The organism is Vibrio sp. Scap24 (assembly GCF_013394185.1).
GTDB classification, from domain to species: Bacteria; Pseudomonadota; Gammaproteobacteria; order Enterobacterales; family Vibrionaceae; genus Vibrio; species Vibrio pomeroyi.
Genome location: NZ_CP041332.1, coordinates 22,563 through 42,780, shown reverse-complemented (window position 1 = coordinate 42,780; position 20,218 = coordinate 22,563). Strand labels below are relative to the sequence as shown.

Genomic DNA, 20,218 nt, shown 5'->3' with positions numbered 1-20,218 from the left:
ATGTTCTACAAAGTGTTAATCATAAACAGAATGGTAAATTGCCATTCTGTTTTTCTATCTACTGCCTTCGGGCAACGTTTAGTTTGGAGCTAACGTCAATGAAAAAATGGGCTACTCTATTAGCTGGTAGTGCATGTGCGCTTTCAATGTTATCTGCACCATCTTTTGCAAAAGATAACAAAGAATTGGTATTCATGAACTGGGGACCTTACATCAACAGTGAGATTCTAGAACAGTTCACTGATGAAACTGGTATCAAGGTTATTTACTCGACTTACGAGTCGAACGAAACCTTGTACGCAAAGCTAAAAACACACAACAAAGGCTACGACCTTGTTGTGCCGTCGACTTACTTCGTATCTAAGATGCGTGATGAAGGTATGCTTCAAAAGATCGACAAAACCAAGCTGAACAACTTTAAGAATCTAGATACAAACTACCTAGATAAGCCGTACGATCCAAATAACGACTACTCTATTCCACACGTAGTTGCTATTACTGGTCTGGCTGTTAACACAGACATGTACGATCCAGAAGATTTCCAAAGCTGGGCTGACCTATGGAAGCCTGAGCTTGAAGGTCAACTGATGATGATGGATGACACTCGTGAAGTGTTCCACATCGCACTGCGTAAGTTAGGTTACTCAGGTAACACAACCAACGAGAAAGAGATCGACGAAGCTTACGCTGAACTGCAAAAGCTAATGCCGAACGTTCTTGTATTCAACTCAGACAACCCAGGCGCGCCTTACATGTCTGGTGAAGTTGGCCTTGGTATGCTTTGGAACGGTTCTGCTGCTGCAGCGCAAAACGAAGGTTTACCAATTAAACTGGTTTTCCCTAAAGAAGGCGGCATCGGTTGGGTTGATAACTTTGCAATCAGCTCTGGCGCGGTAAACGTAGAAGCGGCTCATAAGATGATTGACTTCCTACTTCGCCCTGAAATCGCTGAACAAATCTCTCGTGACACAGGCTACCTAACGGCAGTTAAAGCGTCTAACGAGAAGTTTAAAGACAGCCCTGCTCTGTTCCCGTCTCAAGAAGATCTTGACCGTGTTGAATGGCAAGCTGCGGTTGGCGATAAGACAGTGAAGTACGAAGATTACTTCATGAAGCTTAAAGCCGGTCAGTAAGCGAGTTCGTTATCTAGTAGCTCTGGTCACCAGATGCTAATAAGTCATTGGTTTACTTAACAAGGCTATCTAGATAATCAACAAGTTAAAAATAAGAATATCAATGAATAGGCAGCTTAGGCTGCCTATTTTGTTATATCGCTGCTATAATCTAGCGCGATTTTTAGAAATCCTTTTACTTTGGGTTCACTACCCAGCTCCAAATCAAACAAATGAACGGAACAGTAATGAAAAAAACACTGTATACCGGCGCATTGTGTGCTGCTACTTTACTTTCTACACCCTCTTTCGCAGCTGACCAAGAACTGTATTTTTACAACTGGTCTGAATATATCCCGAATGAAGTACTAGAAGACTTCACAGAAGAGACTGGCATTAAAGTCTACTACTCAACTTATGAGTCTAACGAAAGCATGTACGCTAAGTTAAAAACTCAAGGTACGGGTTACGACTTAGTGGTTCCTTCTACTTACTTCGTTTCTAAGATGCGTAAAGAAGGCATGCTTCAAGAGCTTGATAAAACTAAGCTAAGCCACTTTGCTGATTTGGATCCAAATTACTTAGATAAGCCATTTGACCCAAGCAACAACTACTCGATCCCTTACATCTGGGGCGCAACGGGTATTGGTATCAACTCAGATATGCTAGACAAGTCTTCAGTTAAAAACTGGGGCGATCTGTGGGATACACAGTGGGAAGGTCAACTGATGATGATGGATGACTCTCGTGAGGTTTTCCACATTGCACTTTCTAAACTGGGTTACTCTCCAAACACAACCAACCCAGAAGAAATCAAAGAAGCGTACGAAGAACTTCGTAAGCTAATGCCAAACGTATTGGTATTTAACTCAGATTTCCCAGCGAACCCTTACCTAGCGGGTGAAGTGTCTCTTGGTATGCTTTGGAATGGTTCTGCTTACATGGCACGCCAAGAAGGCGCAACAATTGATATTATCTGGCCTGAACAAGGCGCTATCTTCTGGATGGACAGCCTAGCAATTCCTTCAGGTGCTAAGAACATCGAAGCGGCTCATAAAATGATCGACTTCCTTCTTCGCCCAGAGAACGCAGCTAAGATTGCTCTAGAGATCGGTTACCCGACGCCAGTTAAAACGGCTTACCCTCTTCTTCCAAAAGAATTTGCTGAAGATAAGAACGTTTTCCCACCACAATCAGTGATGGATAACGGCGTTTGGCAAGATGAAGTTGGTGAAGCGAGCGTTATTTATGACGAGTACTTCCAAAAACTTAAAGTAAACAACTAGATTGTTACTGACAGGTTAATAAAGCGGCGTAAGCCGCTTTATTTTTATCTATACTTTATATACGATGGCATTAAACGATATGGAGTGCGTTATAATATGCCAGCGAACCCTATACTATTGGTTGTGACTCTAATGCTGCTTGCGTCATTATTGATGCTTGGCCTGAGTTCATTCATCCACATAGACTCTAATTACGACCTGTTTTTCGAAACGAACACGCTCGTGATCACCATGTATATCTACTACGTTGCTCGTCACGCTATTCGCCCTCATAGAATCCTTCGCTGCGGCGCGCTGCTTCTTATATTCAATCTACTCTATGATGTGACCACAGAGCTGAAACATCTCGATGAATGGGCAGACAGAAATGAATTGCTCGACACTTTCCTCGAAGATGGCTTATTGCAGATCGCTTTTCTACTTATCGCTTACGGTATTACCGAACTTACGACTCAATTAAAAGATCAAAGCAAGCAAGACGAACTAACAGGCTTGTACAATCGCAAGAAGTTCGATGCCATCAAACTAAAAGAATTCGAGCTTATCTATTTCGACTTAGATGGCTTAAAAACGGTGAATGATCGCAAAGGTCATAAAGTCGGTGATCTGATGATCGTTCGCTTCTCTCAAGCATTAAGTCAATCGGTATTGGAAGATGAAATGGTGTTTCGTGTCGGTGGTGACGAGTTTGTTGCGACGGCACAACTGGGTCGTGGTGGTGAGTTCGTCAGCCAAGTGAGCAACCTGCTCCATGGTGAAAACATTTCTTTCTCTTACGGAATAGAAGTAACTTGTCAGGAGAACTTTCAACAGGCGCTGGATAAGTCAGATAAGGCGATGTATGAAATGAAAAAAGCGCAGCGTTCTATTCCAACAAGTTCTTAAATCTATCAAAGAGCATTTAAGTGTCTCAAAGAGTTCTTAAATCTATTAAATAAAAAATGCTTCAGGAACAAAAAAGCAAACACCTATTTTAATTGCTGAGTAGCAATTAGATACGTATTTGCTTTTGTTGCTGTGACTCTTGAAGACTTATATCTTTAATTAAGCCGTTAACGAGCTTGTCTCAGTACACAGAAGCTCTCTCAGTACAAAGAAGCTCGCCGACTAGTTTGGGTACTTCGATGCTCGCTTTACCGTAACGCTTCTCTTCAAACTCGCTCTCTACTGCACTGGGTTCAAGGTTGATTTCTATCGTATGTGCACCATGCATTTTCGCGTCATGTACAAATCCGGCAGCTGGATAAACCACCCCCGATGTACCTATTGAGATAAATAGATCCGCCTCTTCTAGTGCGGAATAGATGTCGCCCATTCTCAATGGCATCTCACCAAACCAAACAATGTGTGGACGCATTTGCGCGGGAATCTGACAGCAGTGACAAAGCTCGCCTGTCTCGATGTTCTCTTTATGGTCGATAACCTGATTCGACTCGCTGCAGCGTGCTTTAAGCAGTTCACCATGCATGTGGATGATATTGTTGCTACCGCCTCTCTCATGCAGGTTGTCGATGTTTTGAGTAATGATGGTAACTTTGCCATCAAGCTTGTCTTCAAGCTCTCCTAGCGCCTTGTGGGCTGAATTTGGCTGAATGCTTTCGCTTTGCAGACCGTGACGACGTTTGTTGTAAAACGCTTGTACTAAGTCAGGATCTTTTGCAAAGCCTTCAGGAGTCGCGACATCTTCGATTTTATGGTTTTCCCATAATCCGTCTTGTGCTCGGAATGTTTGAATCCCCGACTCTGCAGAAATGCCAGCGCCAGTAAGAATTACGATATTTCGATATGGGAAATGCATATAACGTCCTTTTAGATATGTCACTTTGTAACAGCTTAGCACTGTTCAAATTCCAACAATAGTTTTAGGGATTAGACCATAGTCTTAGGCAACTGAATTCATTGGCTATTTGTGACATAACTCGCTTGATAGTTGTGCTTTTTCTTATTCAAATTCTCTGTTTTACTTTTCAAAGAAACAAAAAAAGCGACCGAAGCCGCTTAGTTTTTTAACTGTTATGTACTTGATGAGTTTAAAACTCATCGCAGCAACTAGAGTTAGTCTTCGTTGATAGAAGAGATTTTATGGATTGAAAGATCCGCACCGTTGAACTCGTCTTCTTCACTTAAACGAAGGCCTGTTAGTTTGCTCAGCACGCCATAGACAATCAAAGCACCAATTAGAGCAACAGCAATACCCGCCAGTGTACCAACCACTTGAGAAGCAAAGCTTACACCACCTAAGCCCCAGAATGTTTGCGAACCAAAGATACCCGCTGCAATGCCACCCCAAGCGCCACATACGCCATGCAGAGGCCACACACCCAATACATCATCAATCTGTGTTTTGTTTTGCATGTAAGTGAACAGGTAAACAAACAAGGCGCCTGCCACACCGCCAGTCACTAACGCGCCTAATGGGTGCATTAAGTCTGAACCTGCACAAATCGCTACTAGACCAGCCAAAGGACCATTATGGATAAAGCCTGGGTCATTCTTCCCTGCAACAAGCGCCGCAAGAATACCGCCAACCATTGCCATCAGTGAGTTCATCGCCACTAGGCCGCTGATGCCGTTGATTGCTTGTGCAGACATCACGTTGAAGCCAAACCAACCCACACATAAGATCCAAGAACCTAGTGCAAGGAAAGGAATGTTCGATGGTGCAAAGTTAGTGTGTTTACCCGCGCGGATGCGACCTTTACGCATACCAAGGAAGTAAACCGCAACCAATGCAATCCAACCGCCAACACCGTGCACCACAACAGAGCCTGCGAAGTCATGGAACCCATAGCCAAACTGACCTTCTAACCAATCTTGGAAGCCAAAATTACCGTTCCAAATGATGCCTTCGAAAAATGGGTAGATGAAACCAACCGTAAACAGTGTCGCAATCAAAATTGGATAGAAACGAGCACGTTCTGCGATACCACCAGAAACAATCGCAGGAATTGCGGCTGCGAAGGTCATCAGGAAGAAGAACTTAACCAGTTCGTATCCATTACCTTTCGAGAGCGTTTCAGCGTCGGCAAAAAAGTGAGCGCCGTAAGCAACCCAATAACCGATAAAGAAATAAGCGATGGCGGAGACACCGAAGTCGGAAAGGATCTTAACCAACGCGTTGACTTGGTTTTTCTTTCGGACGGTACCGACTTCGAGAAACGCAAAGCCAGCATGCATCAGGAAAACCATGATTGCGCCGAGTAGTAGGAATAAAGTGTCTGAACTTTGGGTAAGGGTTTGTACTGCACTATGAACTTGAGTCACCGTTTCACTCATTAAAGCATTCTCCTTCGCTTTATCTGATTTGCACTGATATCGTGCGATTCAATGTTGTAATTAATTAAAGACTCAACAGTGAACGCAAGATGTGTTCCAAGTGTGAGGGGTAATTTTCGTGCAACAGATTTCTTTTTTAACTTATTGATTATTAGAGTCTAAATATTTATGTGCACTTTTATGGTTCTTAAAAACCAAAAAAATCACAACGACAATTGCACCAAATAAGGGAGTTGCACCATATTGAAGCGGTCAATAAGTAGGTTCTGATGCAGATAGCGGCTGACAATTATTTGCTGTTATAGAGGCTTAAAAACAAAAAGCCCAGTGAAATGAATCACTGGGCTTTCTTTAGATATGTCGTTAACGTATTAGCGTTACAGGTTTGGCCCTGTCGACGGGTTTTGCGGTAGGTTTTGACTTAAACGTTGCATGCCTTGATACATGCGTATAAACCAAACCACAATCGCAACACCACCGAACAGCATGCCTACATACGGGATGTAGTAAGCGATGTCATCGATAATATGGTTTTGATACCAGTAATCGTTCACACCGATTAACACGCCATTAGAGGTCGCTACCGTTACGATAAGCACCACAAAGAACGTCAGGTTTAAGAAGAACGAGCGAATCAAGCCGTAGTAATGGGTATCCACTACTTCGCCGTCTTCGCCTTTATCTAAACGATAGCCCGCGTAGATGATGGCAACCACACCAGAGAGAAGGCAAGTAAATGGCGTAAAGCAACTTAGTATGTAAGCGACCCAAATACCTTTATGAGGTTTGTTCATTCTTATTCACCCCTTCCGTTTTCTCTGTTGTTGCGTTAGCGCTTTGTTCAACGCCGTTTTTCTCTTGTTCCATCACTTCTTTGTACCAAAGGTCATGGTGCTCTTTAGCCCAAGTCTCATCAACTTCGCCTGTTACCATGCCTTCTAGTGCCCCTTCCATACCGAACAAGCCGATGTAGATGTGGAACACGAAACCACAGATAAGGATCAAAGCAGCCAACATGTGGACTAGGTTTGAAAGCTCCATATCTCGACGCGTTTGACCGAAGATTGGGAAGTCTAAAACCAAGCCACTGATCGCAGCCACACTACCCATAACAATCAATAGCCAGAACAGTGCTTTTTCACCCGCGTTCGAAAACTCTGCAGATGGATGAGAACCTTTATGTTTCCCGACCATACCACCCAGTTTCATGAACCACTGGATATCGACCATCTTGAAGATAGACTTGCGCCACCACTTGATAAGAACAGCCATCAACAGCACGTAGAAAATCGGGCCAATGTAGTTATGGTATTGCTTAGCCAGTAGAACGATGAAGCCCCATAGATCCGTTGGGATATAAGGTTTCAAGAAGTGTTTACCGTAAACCAACATCAAACCACTGAACGCCAGTGTTAAGAAGGTAAACGCCATGCTCCAGTGCAATGCACGATCAAGTCGAGACCAACGTTTGATCTTACGGCCTGTTCTTGGTGCACTTAGCATTAGCGGGCCAATCACAACGTACATCAAAGTCACAAAAGCAATACTGCCAAAGATAGCGACAGCACCGGCTGGTGACATCCACTTCTCTTTCAATATGTACCACGTTTGACCTGGAGTACTGATTAACACACCGTGCTCAGCTGATTGAGATGTGGTGTAACCTTCCTCACCATTTCTTACTTGTCGCCAAAAATCGGCACCAGCAAGTTGTGTGATTTCTCGTTGAGCAGAGCTTGATTGAGTTTGTGATGAGTTCGTCTCAGATGCATGACTCATAGGAGAAAGCATTGTTAGTGCTGCCAACATCGGCAGCACAACAAGGAAGAGACGCTTAAACATTGTAAGCATATGTCTCTCCTACTTAGCTCTTAGTCGCATCGTAAGAAAGGTCGTTGCCGTCTGTCCAACCTGCACCTTTCGCACCACGTTCAACTACACGCTGACGGAAAACATCAGAAACTTTCTCTGCGTCACCCGCTAGCAGTGCTTTGGTTGAACAAAGCGAAGCACACATTGGCAGTTTGCCTTCAGCAATACGGTTCGCACCGTACTTTTGACGCTCTTCAACAGAACCTGGCTCTGTTTCTGGGCCGCCAGCACAGAAGGTACATTTGTCCATCTTACCGCGCTCACCAAACGCTTCCTGTTTAGGGAATTGAGGTGCGCCAAATGGACAAGCAAACAAGCAGTAACCACAACCGATACAAAGATCTTTATTGTGAAGTACGATGCCGTCTTCTGTATGTTCAAAACAGTCTGCAGGACAAACTGCCATACATGGCGCATCAGTACAGTGCATACACGCTACTGAGATTGAGTTTTCACCCGGTTCGCCATCGTTCAGTGTGACAACGCGACGACGTTGAATACCCCATTCCAGAGCATCATCATTTTCATTCTTACATGCAGTGACACAACCGTTACATTCGATACAACGCTTGGTGTCACAAAGAAATTTCATTCTAGCCATTTTAAGACTCCTTACGCTTTACGAATATTACAAAGGGTTACTTTCGTTTCCTGCATCAACGTGACAGGGTCGTAACCATAAGTGGTTGCTGTGTTAGCAGCTTCACCAATAACGTAAGGATCAGTGCCTTCTGGGTATTTAGAACGCAAATCTTCGCCTTGGAACTTACCACCGAAGTGGAATGGAATGAACGCCAGACCCGGTTTCACACGACGTGTTACCATCGCTTTCACCTTAATACGGCCCTTCTCTGCACCTTCAACCCAAACATCGTCACCGTCTTTGAAGCCGATGTCGTTTGCGTCTTTCGGGTTCACTTCAACAAACATCTCTTGTTGAAGTTCAGCTAGCCATGGGTTTGAACGTGTCTCTTCACCACCACCTTCGTACTCAACCAGACGACCAGAAGTCAGGATAATCGGGTATTCACCAGATTTGTCTTGCTCTTGAATCGACTTGTAAAGCGTAGGTACACGGAAAATCGCTTCTTTGTCATCCCACGTTGGGTAATCAGCAACTAGGTCGCGACGTGGTGTGTAAAGCGGCTCACGGTGCAGTGGCACGCGGTCTGGGAATGTCCAAACGATCGCACGCGCTTTTGCATTACCAAACGGGATACAACCGTGTTTGATAGCCACGCGTTGAATACCACCTGAAACGTCGGTCTTCCAGTTTTTACCTTCAGCAGAGGCTTTCTCTTCTGCTGTTAGGTCATCCCACCAACCCAGTTGTTTCAGTAGTTTGTCACTGAACTCTGGGTAACCGTCTTTGATTTCGCTGCCTTTCGAGTAGCTGTCTTCAGCCAGTAGGCTTTGACCTTCAAACTCCACACCGAAACGAGTACGGAAGTTACCGCCACCCTCTGCAACAGGCTTAGACGTATCGTAAAGGATATGTGTACCTGGGTGTTTCATCTCTGGGTTGCCCCAACATGGCCAAGGAAGACCGTAAGTCTCGCCGTTCGCTGGGCCGCCTTCTGCAGCAAGCGTAGTTTTGTGGAATGTGTGCCAGTTTTGTTGGTGCTCTTTCAAGCGCTCTGGGCTTTGACCTGTGTAACCGATCGTCCACATACCTTTGTTGAATTCACGAGTGATGTCTTCAATCAATGGTTGGTTATTCTCAACACGGATGTTTTTGAACAGCTGATCAGAGAAACCAAGTTTCTTAGAAAGAAGGTACATGATTTCGTGGTCAGGCTTAGATTCGAACAGAGGATCTACCACTTTGTCACGCCACTGTAGAGAACGGTTTGATGCCGTTACACTGCCGTAGGTTTCAAACTGAGTCGTCGCTGGAAGCAGGTAAACGCCGTCAGTACGATCGTTCATTACCGCTGCAACGGTTGGGTATGGGTCAACAATAACCATCATATCCAGCTTCTGCATCGCCTTCTTCATCTCTGGACCACGTGTCTGAGAGTTGACTGCGTGACCCCAGTAGAACATCGCACGGATGTTTTCGCGTTGGCGAATCTTTTCTTTGTCTTCAAGTACACCATCAACCCAACGAGATACAGGAATACCTGCACTGTTCATTGGTTTTTGACCGCCGTATGCGTTGTCATCGAAACGGCCTTTGATCCAATCAAAGTCTACGTCCCAAACTTTAGACCAGTGACGCCATGAACCTTCAGACAAGCCGTAGTAGCCTGGAAGTGTGTCAGACAGTACGCCAAGGTCAGTTGCGCCTTGTACGTTATCGTGACCACGGAAGATGTTTGCACCGCCGCCTGATTTACCGATGTTACCTAGCGCAAGCTCAAGTACACAATAAGCACGTGTGTTGTTGTTACCCGTCGTGTGCTGAGTACCACCCATACACCAAACGATACAACCCGGACGGTTTTCAGAAAGCAGTTTCGCTGTGTGGTAAACGTCTTCTTCGCTTACGCCTGTTACACGCTCAACTTCTGCTGGGCTCCATTTCGCGACTTCTTCGCGGATCTCATCCATGCCGAATACACGTTGGCGGATGAATTCTTGGTCTTCCCATTTGTTAGCAAAGACATGCCATAACACACCCCAGATAAACGCAACGTCAGAACCTGGGCGAAGTGATACATAGTGATCAGATTTCGCAGCAGTACGCGTACGACGAGGATCCGCAACAACGATCTTACAGTTGTTCTTCTCTTTCGCGATAAGGATGTGTTGCATCGCTACTGGGTGAGCTTCTGCAGGGTTTGAACCAATGAACAGCATCGACTTACAGTTGTGCATGTCATTGAACGAGTTTGTCATCGCACCGTAACCCCAAGTGTTTGCAACACCGGCTACTGTGGTTGAGTGACAAATACGCGCTTGGTGGTCAACGTTGTTGGTGCCCCAAAGCGACGCCATCTTACGGAATGCGTAAGCTTGCTCGTTGCTGTGTTTCGCACTACCTAGGAAGTAAACCGAATCAGGACCAGACTCTTTACGAAGTTCTAGTGCTTTGTTACCGATTTCTTCAATCGCTTGTTCCCAAGAAAGCTTCTTCCACTTGCCGCCTTCCAGTTTCATTGGGTACTTAAGACGACGTTCACCGTGGCCGTGCTCGCGAAGTGCAGCACCTTTTGCACAGTGTCCACCAGCGTTAAATGGGTGATCGAATGCAGGCTCTTGTCCTGTCCATACGCCATTTTGAACTTCAGCGTAGATACCACAACCCACAGAACAGTGAGAACAGATAGTACGTTTCACTTCTGTTTTCGCTTCTGGATCGACTGATTTCGCCTGTGCTTTCTTCATCATGCCCGGCGCGAATAGACTTGCGCCTACCACTGCGCCACCAGCAGCTAATGAAGTGTTTTTCATGAAGGCACGTCGAGACACGCCTAACTGATTGGTTTCTTTGCTCACACTATCGGAGCGTTTGACAAGTTTCATCCGTTATCTCCTAAAGTGTGTCGTAGTAATCGCGAATATGTTGCGTTTCACGATACCCAGTCTTCTTCACGTCTTCTTTCGAAATTTCAACAGTTTCTGAAGCGGTTGCCACTTTAGTTGTACCAGCGACAACGGCACCAGCTACGGCTGCAGTCGTCAAGCCTTTGAGTAAGTCCCTACGGCTTGTATTTATATCTTTATTATCTTTCATCATTGCTTCCTTACCTTACGGTAGATCTTTTTTTGGAGGCTTAATGCCCCTCTATCGATATAATCGCGTACTGCTCGATTACTCGTAATCAGTGACGTTTTTCACATCAATCTTTAATTTGTGCTTACTGCTTTTTGTATTCACGCTAAAACGCACTTGTTCTAACGTTAGGAATGCTTCACACAGCTGAGCGGCCGATTTGTAGAAGTTCGCGCTTTCTGCCCCTTCAAGCTGACGCGTGAAAGAGTTAAACCAAGGGCCAAGGTGTTTATTGAACATTGCTTGTTGCAGGGCTTCTTCTTCAGCCGTTAGCATAGCCATCACTTCACACAATGCTGCGATATGATCTTCTGGCTCTTTCACTTGATCGTCACGCTCAATGCCTAAAAGCTCTAAGTCATGACGAATCTCTGCCAATGGTTTTTCCATCATGGCGCCAGTGCGATGCCAAGAACCAAATGGAACGACCTCTCCACGACCAATACCAATGAACAAATCTTGATATTCGTCTTCTAGTGCTTCACGGTTTGATTCTGTTGCCGCTTGTTGAATGGCAATCCAAGCCTTTTGCATAGCGCTTTCAGACGCTTCAATATCTAGCGTTTTTAGAAAATCAATTACCTCTTCAGAAGGTGCTCTACGAAACAGTGCAGAGAGAACCAAATAGATCTCTGTTCTTAGTGTCTGTTCTTGATCCAAATTCGTTTCCAAGGCCAACTCCTAGTATTTCAATTGTTTCAATGGGTCTTGAGCCATTGAATCGAACATATCCACCACACGACAGTCTTCACACATTGCAATACGATTAATCGCTGCTTCATCTGAAAAGTGAGAGTGACCGCGTAACTTGTTCTGTAACATGTCAATCATAGACTGAGGAGCGAATGGTTTATGGCAACGTACACATTCCGCTGCTTTCTCTTCATGAATCACAACCGCTTTCTGACGCTCTTCTTTCACCCAGTTCATACGAGGCGTTAGAGTCAGAACATTCTCTGGACATGCTTTTTCACACAGACCACATTGAATACAGTCTTGTTCTACAAACTTAAGTGATGGAGATGCGCCGTCGGTATGAAGTGCACGTGTCGGACATACAGCCACACAACTCATACATAACGTACAATCTTTGCTATCACACGAAACGTTGCCGTAAGGTGCGTTTGACGGAAGCTCAACAATATTTTCAACAGGTATACGAGCTGAAGACATCGCATCAAGAGCCGTGAATAGACGTTGACGCTTGTTACCTTGAAGATCGCCAAGTGCAAGGTCGAACGAATCCACACACAGTGTCGGAGGTCCTTCACGTAGCGATTCCAAATACAGGATATCGATGGTTTCTTTTGGAATACCGATTTGGTCTAGCAGTTCTTGAGCAATCCCTACTTCGTTATTCAGAACTCGAATGATCGTTTCTGGCATAAAGCGAGATGCGGCAAACAGAACTTGAGTAGCGCCATTTACTAGAGCTGCAAACCAAGTATCGATCCCAATAGAAGGCAGTTCTTCGACAACAATCGGAATCACGTTATCTGGGAGCGCTTTAAGAGCCATCACGTTGTAAGTTTCATGACGTGAGCTACAGATGAGCACGATAGGATCCAGACCGCCCGCCTGCTCGTAGTTAGCTAGCGTACGTTCAATGAATTTTTGAGTATCGTCAGGATTAGGCAATGCGTAAGAGATAGCTTCTGTCGGACAGCTCGTTGCACAAGTACCCACGCCTTGACATAGGTAAGGGTTAATCTCGATCTTGTGACCCGTCTTATCTGAGCCTTCACTTGAAAGCGCGCCAGCAGGACAGGCATCAACACAACGCTCACAACCTTTCACGCCACGAGAACTGTGCGCACATAGGTCTGTGTCTAAACGGAAGAACTTAGGCTTATCAAACGTGCCCATTAACGTAGGAATCTCTTCCAACGCTTCAGCCAATTTAGGGTAGCCGCGCCCTACTGGGTAATAACCCGGTACAGGCACTTCTTCTGTCATACAGCTGCTTAGGCATAAATCCAAAACTACATCGAAGCAGTCATGATTAATTGCCACTTTCGCTAGGTTATTGGTTAGGCCTTTGCTTTCGATAAGAACTTCGAACGTACCAAGGAAACCAGAAACTTGAACCGCGTTCGCGTAGTAAAGCTCTGACTCGGTATTCGTCGCTTTCACACCATCAGTTGAAAGCAGTGTCAGGCTTGTTAACTGAGGTAATTGCGCCGCAGCACTTTCGATGATCGCCGTTGGACCAATAATTAGCGTATTACCACCGCTTTCATAACTGACTGTCGGTGGAATCAGGTTTGTTAACTCAACTGTATTTTCAAATGCATACAGCCTTGCTTTCGCGTTATTTGAAGTTGCTTGTTCTAATAATTGTTTAAGCATTGCTCAGTTCCATCTTTGGATATGGATAATCTGTACAACCTTCATTGTAGTTAGCGTTAGAGAACTTGCTGAGTAATCAGTTAACAACTAACTGTTTCGCTAGCTATTCATTATCCAGTCAACCTTACTCAGGCTATCTACAAAAAAGTTGATAATGAACGATATTTAGCAAATGCCATGCCAATTTAATAATTTATTATTTTCAATGAATTAGCGTCAATTTAAGTCTATTTGGACAATAAAAAAACCGCTTGGGACATTTTGTCGCAAGCGGCTCATTGAGTGTTTAGTCAAAATGTACCTATTCTTTGTGTGGTATATTTTGTCCCACCTCTTTTAAGTCATCTTCTATAGATTCGGTGTCGTTATTATTTGGCACTGTGTTTTTATACAGCTCTTTTTCTTGCTCGGTAATTTCGTCACTTTCAACAAGCTCTGATTCCGTTTCTTCAGCGTTACTAGCTTGGTCTTCTTCTTTATTTTCAATATCTTGAGACGATTCCTCAGCGGGTTCTTCTTCAGTTTTATCTTTGACCCAATCACGTAATGTTTCAGCGACATCTTCGGAAAGTGACTTAAGATTGCTGTAATCGTCATCATAATCATCTAAGCCATCACGCACATTAAACTCCTCTGAGAGAAATAATTTACGCAATGCGGCTTTTTTTACGCTTTCTGAGGCTTCTGATACCAATAGTTGAGCAACAGACAAATCTTCACTTGCTTCTGTTACTCCACCTTGTGTGGCTTCAGCCTCAGTATCTGGAGCGTTTTCTAATGACTCAGATGTTTCTACGTCAGCAGAAGAAAGTGCATCAGACGAAGTTTCAGAAGTTGGAGCCTCTGAAGACTCCACTTGAGCTTCTTCAAGCGTTTGCTCGGTTTCTAATGCTTGTTCTGCTTGATCAGCAGAGTCGTCGAGTTTTCGTTGAGACCAACGGCTAAAGAAATTAGTTGCCATTTGATCTGCCCGCCCCTTTGCGCTTCTTACGTCTTGCTTCTAATAACTCGCCATGACGGCCGATAAAGGCTTCCATCCAGGCTTGTACAGGCAAAGGCATGTCGTAAGACAGTACTTGGTTATCTCCGTCCATGTATTGCCCTGCAACGGTTTGTGAGGCTGTCAGCAATTGAATGATTGGCTTAACGCCTGAATCGACATTATCCATCACTAAGAAAAGCTTCGGCTGTTGAGAGCTTAAATTGAATCGGTAGTCAGTACGTTCGTCTTTGTGTAACTGAAGCAAACACACGTCTTGCGTGTCGTCTTCTGGTGACAGTTCAAATCCGGTCAATTCCCATTGAGTGGTTACCCAGATACCCGTTTTGATCTCTTTCTCTATTCTTTGGACGCCGATAGGCCAAGCTGCTTCTGTTTTCTCATATTGTTCTTTGAATTCTTTTATCTCAGACATACTTCACCCAATTAATTTTCTTTGGTCTGAACGCACTTAGGACATTTTGTACTGAGCGCAATCATATAGGCCCTATAAAGCAATAAACACGCCAATAACCGCTAACCTTCATCAACAAACATCGCTGCTTTTGTTAGTCAGTCACCCTTATAACGGTAGTCGATACGCGTAAATTCAGACAGCTCTACCCGTGAACTCTCATATTTTGCTCTATTTTAATCGAATGCTTCATGTTTTCTCGAATAGCCGCTATTTTGGAATGAGAATTGCTAAATGTTTGAGTTAAAGCTAAGACTGACTAAGTGACAGAGAACGCATGTATTCTAAAGAGTGGTATCATGATGACTCTTACCTAACTTCTTATCTCTTAAAATCGCTATCTCATTAAGTAGGACGTGACTGTGGTAAAACCAAACATAATAAAAACCAGTGAAAACCCACTTCAGACCATTGAAGTTGAAGTGTTTGATGAATATGGCGAAAAGCTAACGAAACAAATTGCGTGCGAGCGCCCTCTTACCGTTATGTTGAACTGGAAAGAGATCGTAACGCTGATGACATTAGGCTCACGCCCAGAAGCGTTAGTCTTAGGTTATTTGAAAAACCAAAGCTTCTTGTTTGACCCAGAAGCCGTTGAATCTATCATTATCGATTGGGAAACCAGCTCTGCAGCGGTTATCACCAAAGAAGATACGAGCCAACTTGAACAAGCATTGAAGAAGAAGACCGTAACGTCTGGTTGTGGTCAAGGCACCATGTATGGCAACGTAATGAAGCAGTTGGAAGATTACCAAGTGCCTCAAACCAAGATTAAGCAATCTGAAATCTATACCGCTCTAGAAGCGCTGACTCATTACAACGATACCTACAAAAAAGCGGGTGCCGTTCATGGTTGTGCTGTTTGCAAAGACGATCAAGTGTTGTCGTTTGTGGAAGATGTAGGCCGTCACAATGCGGTTGATACCCTAGCGGGTGAGATGTGGCTTAACAAAGAAGATGGCGCAGATAAGATCTTCTACACCACTGGCCGCCTAACCTCTGAAATGGTGATTAAGGTAGCGCAGATGGGAATCCCTGTTCTACTGTCACGCTCTGGCGTTACACAAATGGGCTTAGACTTAGCGCAGAAGTTCGGCATCACTACGATCGCTCGTGCTAAAGGCTTACGCTTCCAAGTGTTTACTGGTGCAGACAAGATTAGCTTTGATGTCAAAGGCGATCAGTAAACCACCAGTAAGCTTTAAATAGTACTTACCTAATGATTAATGGTGCAGTATCCGCTGCACCTTTTTTATATTCTTAAGTTTCCATCCCAATTCGTTCCCGATACAGGTTTCACGCTTCAGACCATCTAAACCTACACGTATCATGTCTTAAATTAGCTTTTCCTAAAACAAATCTTGATTTAACACCTCAATAAGCCATTAGTTACATATTCATCAATTTAATGAATCTATTAATAAAAATTAAAGATGAATATCAACGTCACCGGCTTAAAGGGAATTAACCATGAGTAATCCATCGGAACCTCAGCATCCTCTGCTGTCTATTTCTGTTTATTTTAATCAACCTCACCCTGTTTATTTCTGTTTTTATCTATGCCGTCTACGAGCAGCTCAGCTTAGACAAATTGGAATCGTTGGAGATCGCTGCGACTGAAAACCTCAGAAGCTCAGTCGATTTATTAACGCTTAGGCGACATGAGAAAGACTTCTTGTCTCGCCACGATCAAAAATACGCAGAGCGTTTCGATAAAACCGCCGACATATTGAATCAAAGATTGGTGACGTTGAACCAAACCCTCACATCGCACGAGCTTCATCTGACCGAGCAAATGACCAAGATCTCCGATACCCTTCACCAGTACCAGTACCAGAAACAGTTCCACCAGATCGTCAATCAAGTGAACGACATTGAACGTACAACCCCGCCTTTGGGTTTTGTCGCAGCTCTTGATGGAAAAAGAACAGCGCTAAAATCAGCAATCGAATCAGAATCAAGCTTGGCGCTGGAACTTGCGTTGTTAGAGTTGATCGAAAAAGACTTCCATTACCTCGCACATATTAATAGCCAAACGAATGCGGCGTTAACCAACGCTCTTGTTGAGTTTGAACCTTACTCCCAAACCTCAATTGCCACTGAACGAGCCTATTCCGAGTATAAGGATGCAGTTGAAACTCTGTTGGTTGCTAACAGCAATCTAGGTTTGTCTGCAGAGTTGGGGCTTAGAGGCGCCTTACGTAGCAATGTCCATCAAACGGAACAAGCTATTGAAGAAGCGCAGAATGAGATAAGCTAAGCGATTACAGCGGCAGTTAGGCACACACAAAATATGTTGCATCTGTTTGGCGCCGCTATTGTTGCTCTGCTTTCGTTGTTGTTGGTTTTCATCGGTCGCAACATCTTGGATCGTATCAAAGCGATAAACGTGATGATGGAATCTATTGCCAATGGAGATGGAGACTTAACCGCAAGAATGAACGCTAAAGGTAACGACGAGCTAGCGCAACTAGCGCATTCGTTCGATACCTTCATCAATAAGCTGCACGGTAATATCAAAGAGTTGTCGAGCGTGATGAAAGTGCTGACCGATAGTTCGTGTAGCTCTGAGGAAGCTGCCATCAAAAGCATGAGCAACGCAGAAAAACAGAAGCAGCAATCTGAATCAGTAGCGACGGCAGTTAATGAGTTGGTGATGACCAGTAATGAGGTCACTGCGAACATAGAAAATGCAGCAACCAATGCCGAGAAGATCAAAGACAACGCACATCAAGCGCTGCAAGAAACACAATCAACCAACGACAGCATTAATGTTTTGGTAGAGAACATTGCAGAGTCACAAAACTTGATTGTTCAGCTTGAAGAACAGAGTCGTGAAATCAATCAGGTCGTCACCACCATTCAGGGGATTGCGGAGCAAACCAACCTACTCGCACTTAACGCTCCGATAGAAGCTGCACGCGCTGGCGATCATGGACGCGGCTTTGCAGTCGTTGCTTCTGAAGTGAGAGAGCTCTCGTTGATGACCAACGATTCAACCCATCAAATAGAATCGACCATTCATGGTTTAACCTCTGGCATCACCAAGACTGTCGCTAAAATGTCGGCAAGCTTAGAACAAACCGAGTTGGTGAAACACCAAACTAAAGATGTGGTTAACGCGATTGAAGGAATACACTTTCAGGTCGGGGAGATGTTCGACTTGAACAGCCAGATAGCGACTGCTTCTGAAGAGCAATCCATGGTATCTATTGAGATTGATCGTAACATCACCGACATCGCTCACCTCGCGAGTGATACACATACTGTGGTGTCAGGGTCAGTGCGTTGCAGTGAACAGGTGTCAAACGTGAGTGTGAAATTAGAAAAGATTGTGGCTCAGTTTAAGTACTGATGTGTTCTCTTCTTTCTTTTGAGGCATAACCGATTCTAGGTAATAAACCGCAGGCAAATAAAAACGCCCTTATAGCTTTCACTATAAGGGCGTTTTAATAATCGTAACTGCGGTTGTCTATAAACGAGCAGCTTTAGTCTAAAAAGACGTGCCTACAAGTTATTAGCCACGAGCTTTTAGGAATTCAGCGTAAGTACCGCGGAAGTCGTTGATCTTGCCGTCACGGATCTCAAGGATACGAGTTGCTAGAGAGTCTACGAATACACGGTCGTGAGATACGAAGAACAATGTGCCTTTGTAGTTCTCAAGAGCCAAGTTAAGCGCTTCGATAGATTCCATATCCATGTGGTTCGTTGGTTCATCCATAAGAAGGATGTTTGGCTTGTGCATCATGATCTTACCAAGAAGCATACGGCCTTGCTCACCACCAGAGATAACCTTTACAGATTTCTTGATGTCGTCTTGGCCAAACAGCATGCGACCTAGGAAGCCACGAACAACTTGCTCGTCTTCGCCTTCTTGGCGCCATTGGCTCATCCAATCAAACAAGTTCATGTCAGTCTCGAAATCGTGTGCGTGATCTTGAGCGTAGTAACCGATGTTTGAGTTTTCAGACCACTTGTACTCACCAGTGCGTGGCTCTAGAGCGCCAGCTAGCGTGTTAAGTAGCGTTGTTTTACCTACACCGTTCTCACCGATGATAGCAACACGCTCACCTACTTCGAAGATACCGTCGAACTTGTTGTATAGGTCTTCTTCAAAACCTTGAGATAGGTTTTCAACCACAAGTGCGTTACGGAATAGCTCTTTGGACTGTTCGAAACGGATGAATGGGTTTTGACGGCTAGACGCTTTAACTTCGTCTAGTTGGATCTTGTCGATCTGTTTAGCACGAGACGTTGCTTGTTTCGCTTTAGATGCGTTAGCAGAGAAACGAGATACGAACGTTTGAAGTTCAGCAATTTGTGCTTTCTTCTTAGCGTTGTCAGACAGTAGACGTTCACGCGCTTGAGTTGCAGCCGTCATGTACTCATCGTAGTTACCTGGGAATAGACGAAGTTCGCCGTAATCAAGGTCAGCCATATGTGTACAAACAGAGTTTAGGAAGTGACGGTCGTGCGAAATGATGATCATTGTGCAGTTACGTTGGTTTAGCGTATCTTCCAACCACTTGATCGTGTCCATATCCAGGTTGTTCGTTGGTTCGTCAAGAAGCATGATATGCGGGTCTGCAAACAGTACTTGAGACAATAGAACACGAAGTTTCCAACCTGGTGCTACTTCGCTCATTAGACCGAAGTGCATAGATTCTTCAATACCTACAGCAAGAAGAAGCTCACCCGCTTTCGCTTCTGCCATGTAACCGTCCATTTCAGCGAACTGAACTTCAAGGTCGGCTACTTTCATGCCGTCTTCTTCGCTCATTTCTGGCAAAGAGTAAATGCGGTCACGCTCTTGCTTAATAGCCCAGAGCTCTTTGTGGCCCATGATAACCGTGTCGATTACCGTGAATTCTTCGTAAGCAAATTGGTCTTGGTTTAGCTTAGCAACGCGCTCGTTTGGATCGTAGCTTACGTTGCCAGAAGTCGGCTCTAGTTCACCAGATAGGATCTTCATGAACGTCGATTTACCACAGCCATTCGCGCCGATTAAACCGTAGCGGTTGCCTTCGCCGAACTTAACTGAAATATTTTCGAAAAGTGGCTTAGCGCCGAATTGTTGGGTGATATTTGCTGTGGAGATCAATGCCATTACCTTCTTAATGTGAAAAACGTCGCAACGTTACTTGTTCAGGG

Annotated in this window: 16 protein-coding genes and 1 pseudogene; 5 read left to right on the top strand and 12 right to left on the bottom strand. The window is 44.5% G+C overall.

The features are described from left to right. The first annotated feature begins 98 nt into the window (after positions 1 to 98). The 3 genes from FLM53_RS00175 to FLM53_RS00165 all read left to right on the top strand — a co-directional run bounded on the left by FLM53_RS00175 (position 99) and on the right by FLM53_RS00165 (position 3,283). The gene (locus FLM53_RS00175) at positions 99 to 1,133 is read left to right on the top strand and encodes an extracellular solute-binding protein (protein ID WP_017632482.1); all 1,035 of its coding nucleotides are present in this window, start codon (positions 99 to 101) and stop codon (positions 1,131 to 1,133) included. A 227-nt stretch (positions 1,134 to 1,360) separates the two neighbouring features. Continuing rightward, positions 1,361 to 2,398 (top strand): extracellular solute-binding protein, encoded by a 1,038-nt coding sequence (locus tag FLM53_RS00170; protein ID WP_176681184.1) that lies wholly within the window; start codon positions 1,361 to 1,363, stop codon positions 2,396 to 2,398. An 84-nt stretch (positions 2,399 to 2,482) separates the two neighbouring features. Then, on the top strand, positions 2,483 to 3,283 hold the full coding sequence (locus FLM53_RS00165) for a GGDEF domain-containing protein (protein WP_176681185.1): 801 nt from the start codon (positions 2,483 to 2,485) through the stop codon (positions 3,281 to 3,283). A gap of 181 nt (positions 3,284 to 3,464) precedes the next feature. Here FLM53_RS00165 and cobB read toward each other — a convergent pair whose 3' ends face one another. The 11 genes from cobB to FLM53_RS00110 all read right to left on the bottom strand — a co-directional run bounded on the left by cobB (position 3,465) and on the right by FLM53_RS00110 (position 15,028). After that, positions 3,465 to 4,196: a Sir2 family NAD+-dependent deacetylase gene (gene cobB / locus FLM53_RS00160; RefSeq protein WP_176681186.1), complete on the bottom strand. Its 732-nt coding sequence runs from the start codon at positions 4,194 to 4,196 to the stop codon at positions 3,465 to 3,467. A gap of 257 nt (positions 4,197 to 4,453) precedes the next feature. Beyond that, on the bottom strand, positions 4,454 to 5,674 hold the full coding sequence (locus tag FLM53_RS00155; protein WP_176681187.1) for an ammonium transporter: 1,221 nt from the start codon (positions 5,672 to 5,674) through the stop codon (positions 4,454 to 4,456). 377 nt (positions 5,675 to 6,051) lie between these two features. Beyond that, positions 6,052 to 6,468, bottom strand: coding sequence for a hypothetical protein (locus FLM53_RS00150; protein ID WP_048658737.1), 417 nt, complete (start codon positions 6,466 to 6,468; stop codon positions 6,052 to 6,054). Then, positions 6,452 to 7,525, bottom strand: coding sequence for a formate dehydrogenase subunit gamma (locus FLM53_RS00145; protein ID WP_102478359.1), 1,074 nt, complete (start codon positions 7,523 to 7,525; stop codon positions 6,452 to 6,454). Before FLM53_RS00145 ends, FLM53_RS00150 begins: the two co-directional genes overlap by 17 nt. A gap of 13 nt (positions 7,526 to 7,538) precedes the next feature. Then, entirely contained in the window at positions 7,539 to 8,147 is a 609-nt protein-coding gene (fdh3B, locus tag FLM53_RS00140; RefSeq protein ID WP_004742271.1) for a formate dehydrogenase FDH3 subunit beta, read from the bottom strand. An 11-nt stretch (positions 8,148 to 8,158) separates the two neighbouring features. Then, positions 8,159 to 11,014: a formate dehydrogenase subunit alpha gene (locus FLM53_RS00135; protein ID WP_176681188.1), complete on the bottom strand. Its 2,856-nt coding sequence runs from the start codon at positions 11,012 to 11,014 to the stop codon at positions 8,159 to 8,161. A gap of 10 nt (positions 11,015 to 11,024) precedes the next feature. Further along, a complete protein-coding gene (locus FLM53_RS00130; protein ID WP_008217926.1) occupies positions 11,025 to 11,225 on the bottom strand; it encodes a twin-arginine translocation signal domain-containing protein in 201 nt (66 codons plus the stop codon). Between the two features lie 78 nt (positions 11,226 to 11,303). Beyond that, positions 11,304 to 11,936 (bottom strand): molecular chaperone, encoded by a 633-nt coding sequence (locus FLM53_RS00125; RefSeq protein WP_176681189.1) that lies wholly within the window; start codon positions 11,934 to 11,936, stop codon positions 11,304 to 11,306. A gap of 9 nt (positions 11,937 to 11,945) precedes the next feature. Beyond that, positions 11,946 to 13,613 carry a 4Fe-4S dicluster domain-containing protein gene (locus FLM53_RS00120; protein ID WP_176681190.1) on the bottom strand — a complete coding sequence of 556 codons (1,668 nt, stop codon included), beginning with the start codon at positions 13,611 to 13,613 and terminating at the stop codon, positions 11,946 to 11,948. Between the two features lie 301 nt (positions 13,614 to 13,914). Next, positions 13,915 to 14,574 carry a DUF3306 domain-containing protein gene (locus FLM53_RS00115; RefSeq protein WP_176681191.1) on the bottom strand — a complete coding sequence of 220 codons (660 nt, stop codon included), beginning with the start codon at positions 14,572 to 14,574 and terminating at the stop codon, positions 13,915 to 13,917. After that, positions 14,564 to 15,028 (bottom strand): DUF3305 domain-containing protein, encoded by a 465-nt coding sequence (locus FLM53_RS00110; RefSeq protein ID WP_017630662.1) that lies wholly within the window; start codon positions 15,026 to 15,028, stop codon positions 14,564 to 14,566. The genes FLM53_RS00115 and FLM53_RS00110 overlap by 11 nt, the downstream gene beginning before the upstream one ends. A gap of 401 nt (positions 15,029 to 15,429) precedes the next feature. On the opposite strand from FLM53_RS00110, the gene FLM53_RS00105 reads away from it, so the two are divergent. Both FLM53_RS00105 and FLM53_RS00100 read left to right on the top strand, forming a co-directional pair. After that, a complete protein-coding gene (locus tag FLM53_RS00105) occupies positions 15,430 to 16,254 on the top strand; it encodes a formate dehydrogenase accessory sulfurtransferase FdhD (protein WP_176681192.1) in 825 nt (274 codons plus the stop codon). A 283-nt stretch (positions 16,255 to 16,537) separates the two neighbouring features. Continuing rightward, positions 16,538 to 18,422, top strand: a pseudogene (locus tag FLM53_RS00100) (methyl-accepting chemotaxis protein). A gap of 162 nt (positions 18,423 to 18,584) precedes the next feature. Here the strand turns inward: FLM53_RS00100 and FLM53_RS00095 are convergent. Continuing rightward, positions 18,585 to 20,168, bottom strand: coding sequence for an ABC-F family ATPase (locus FLM53_RS00095; protein ID WP_176681954.1), 1,584 nt, complete (start codon positions 20,166 to 20,168; stop codon positions 18,585 to 18,587). Positions 20,169 to 20,218: the final 50 nt, after the last annotated feature.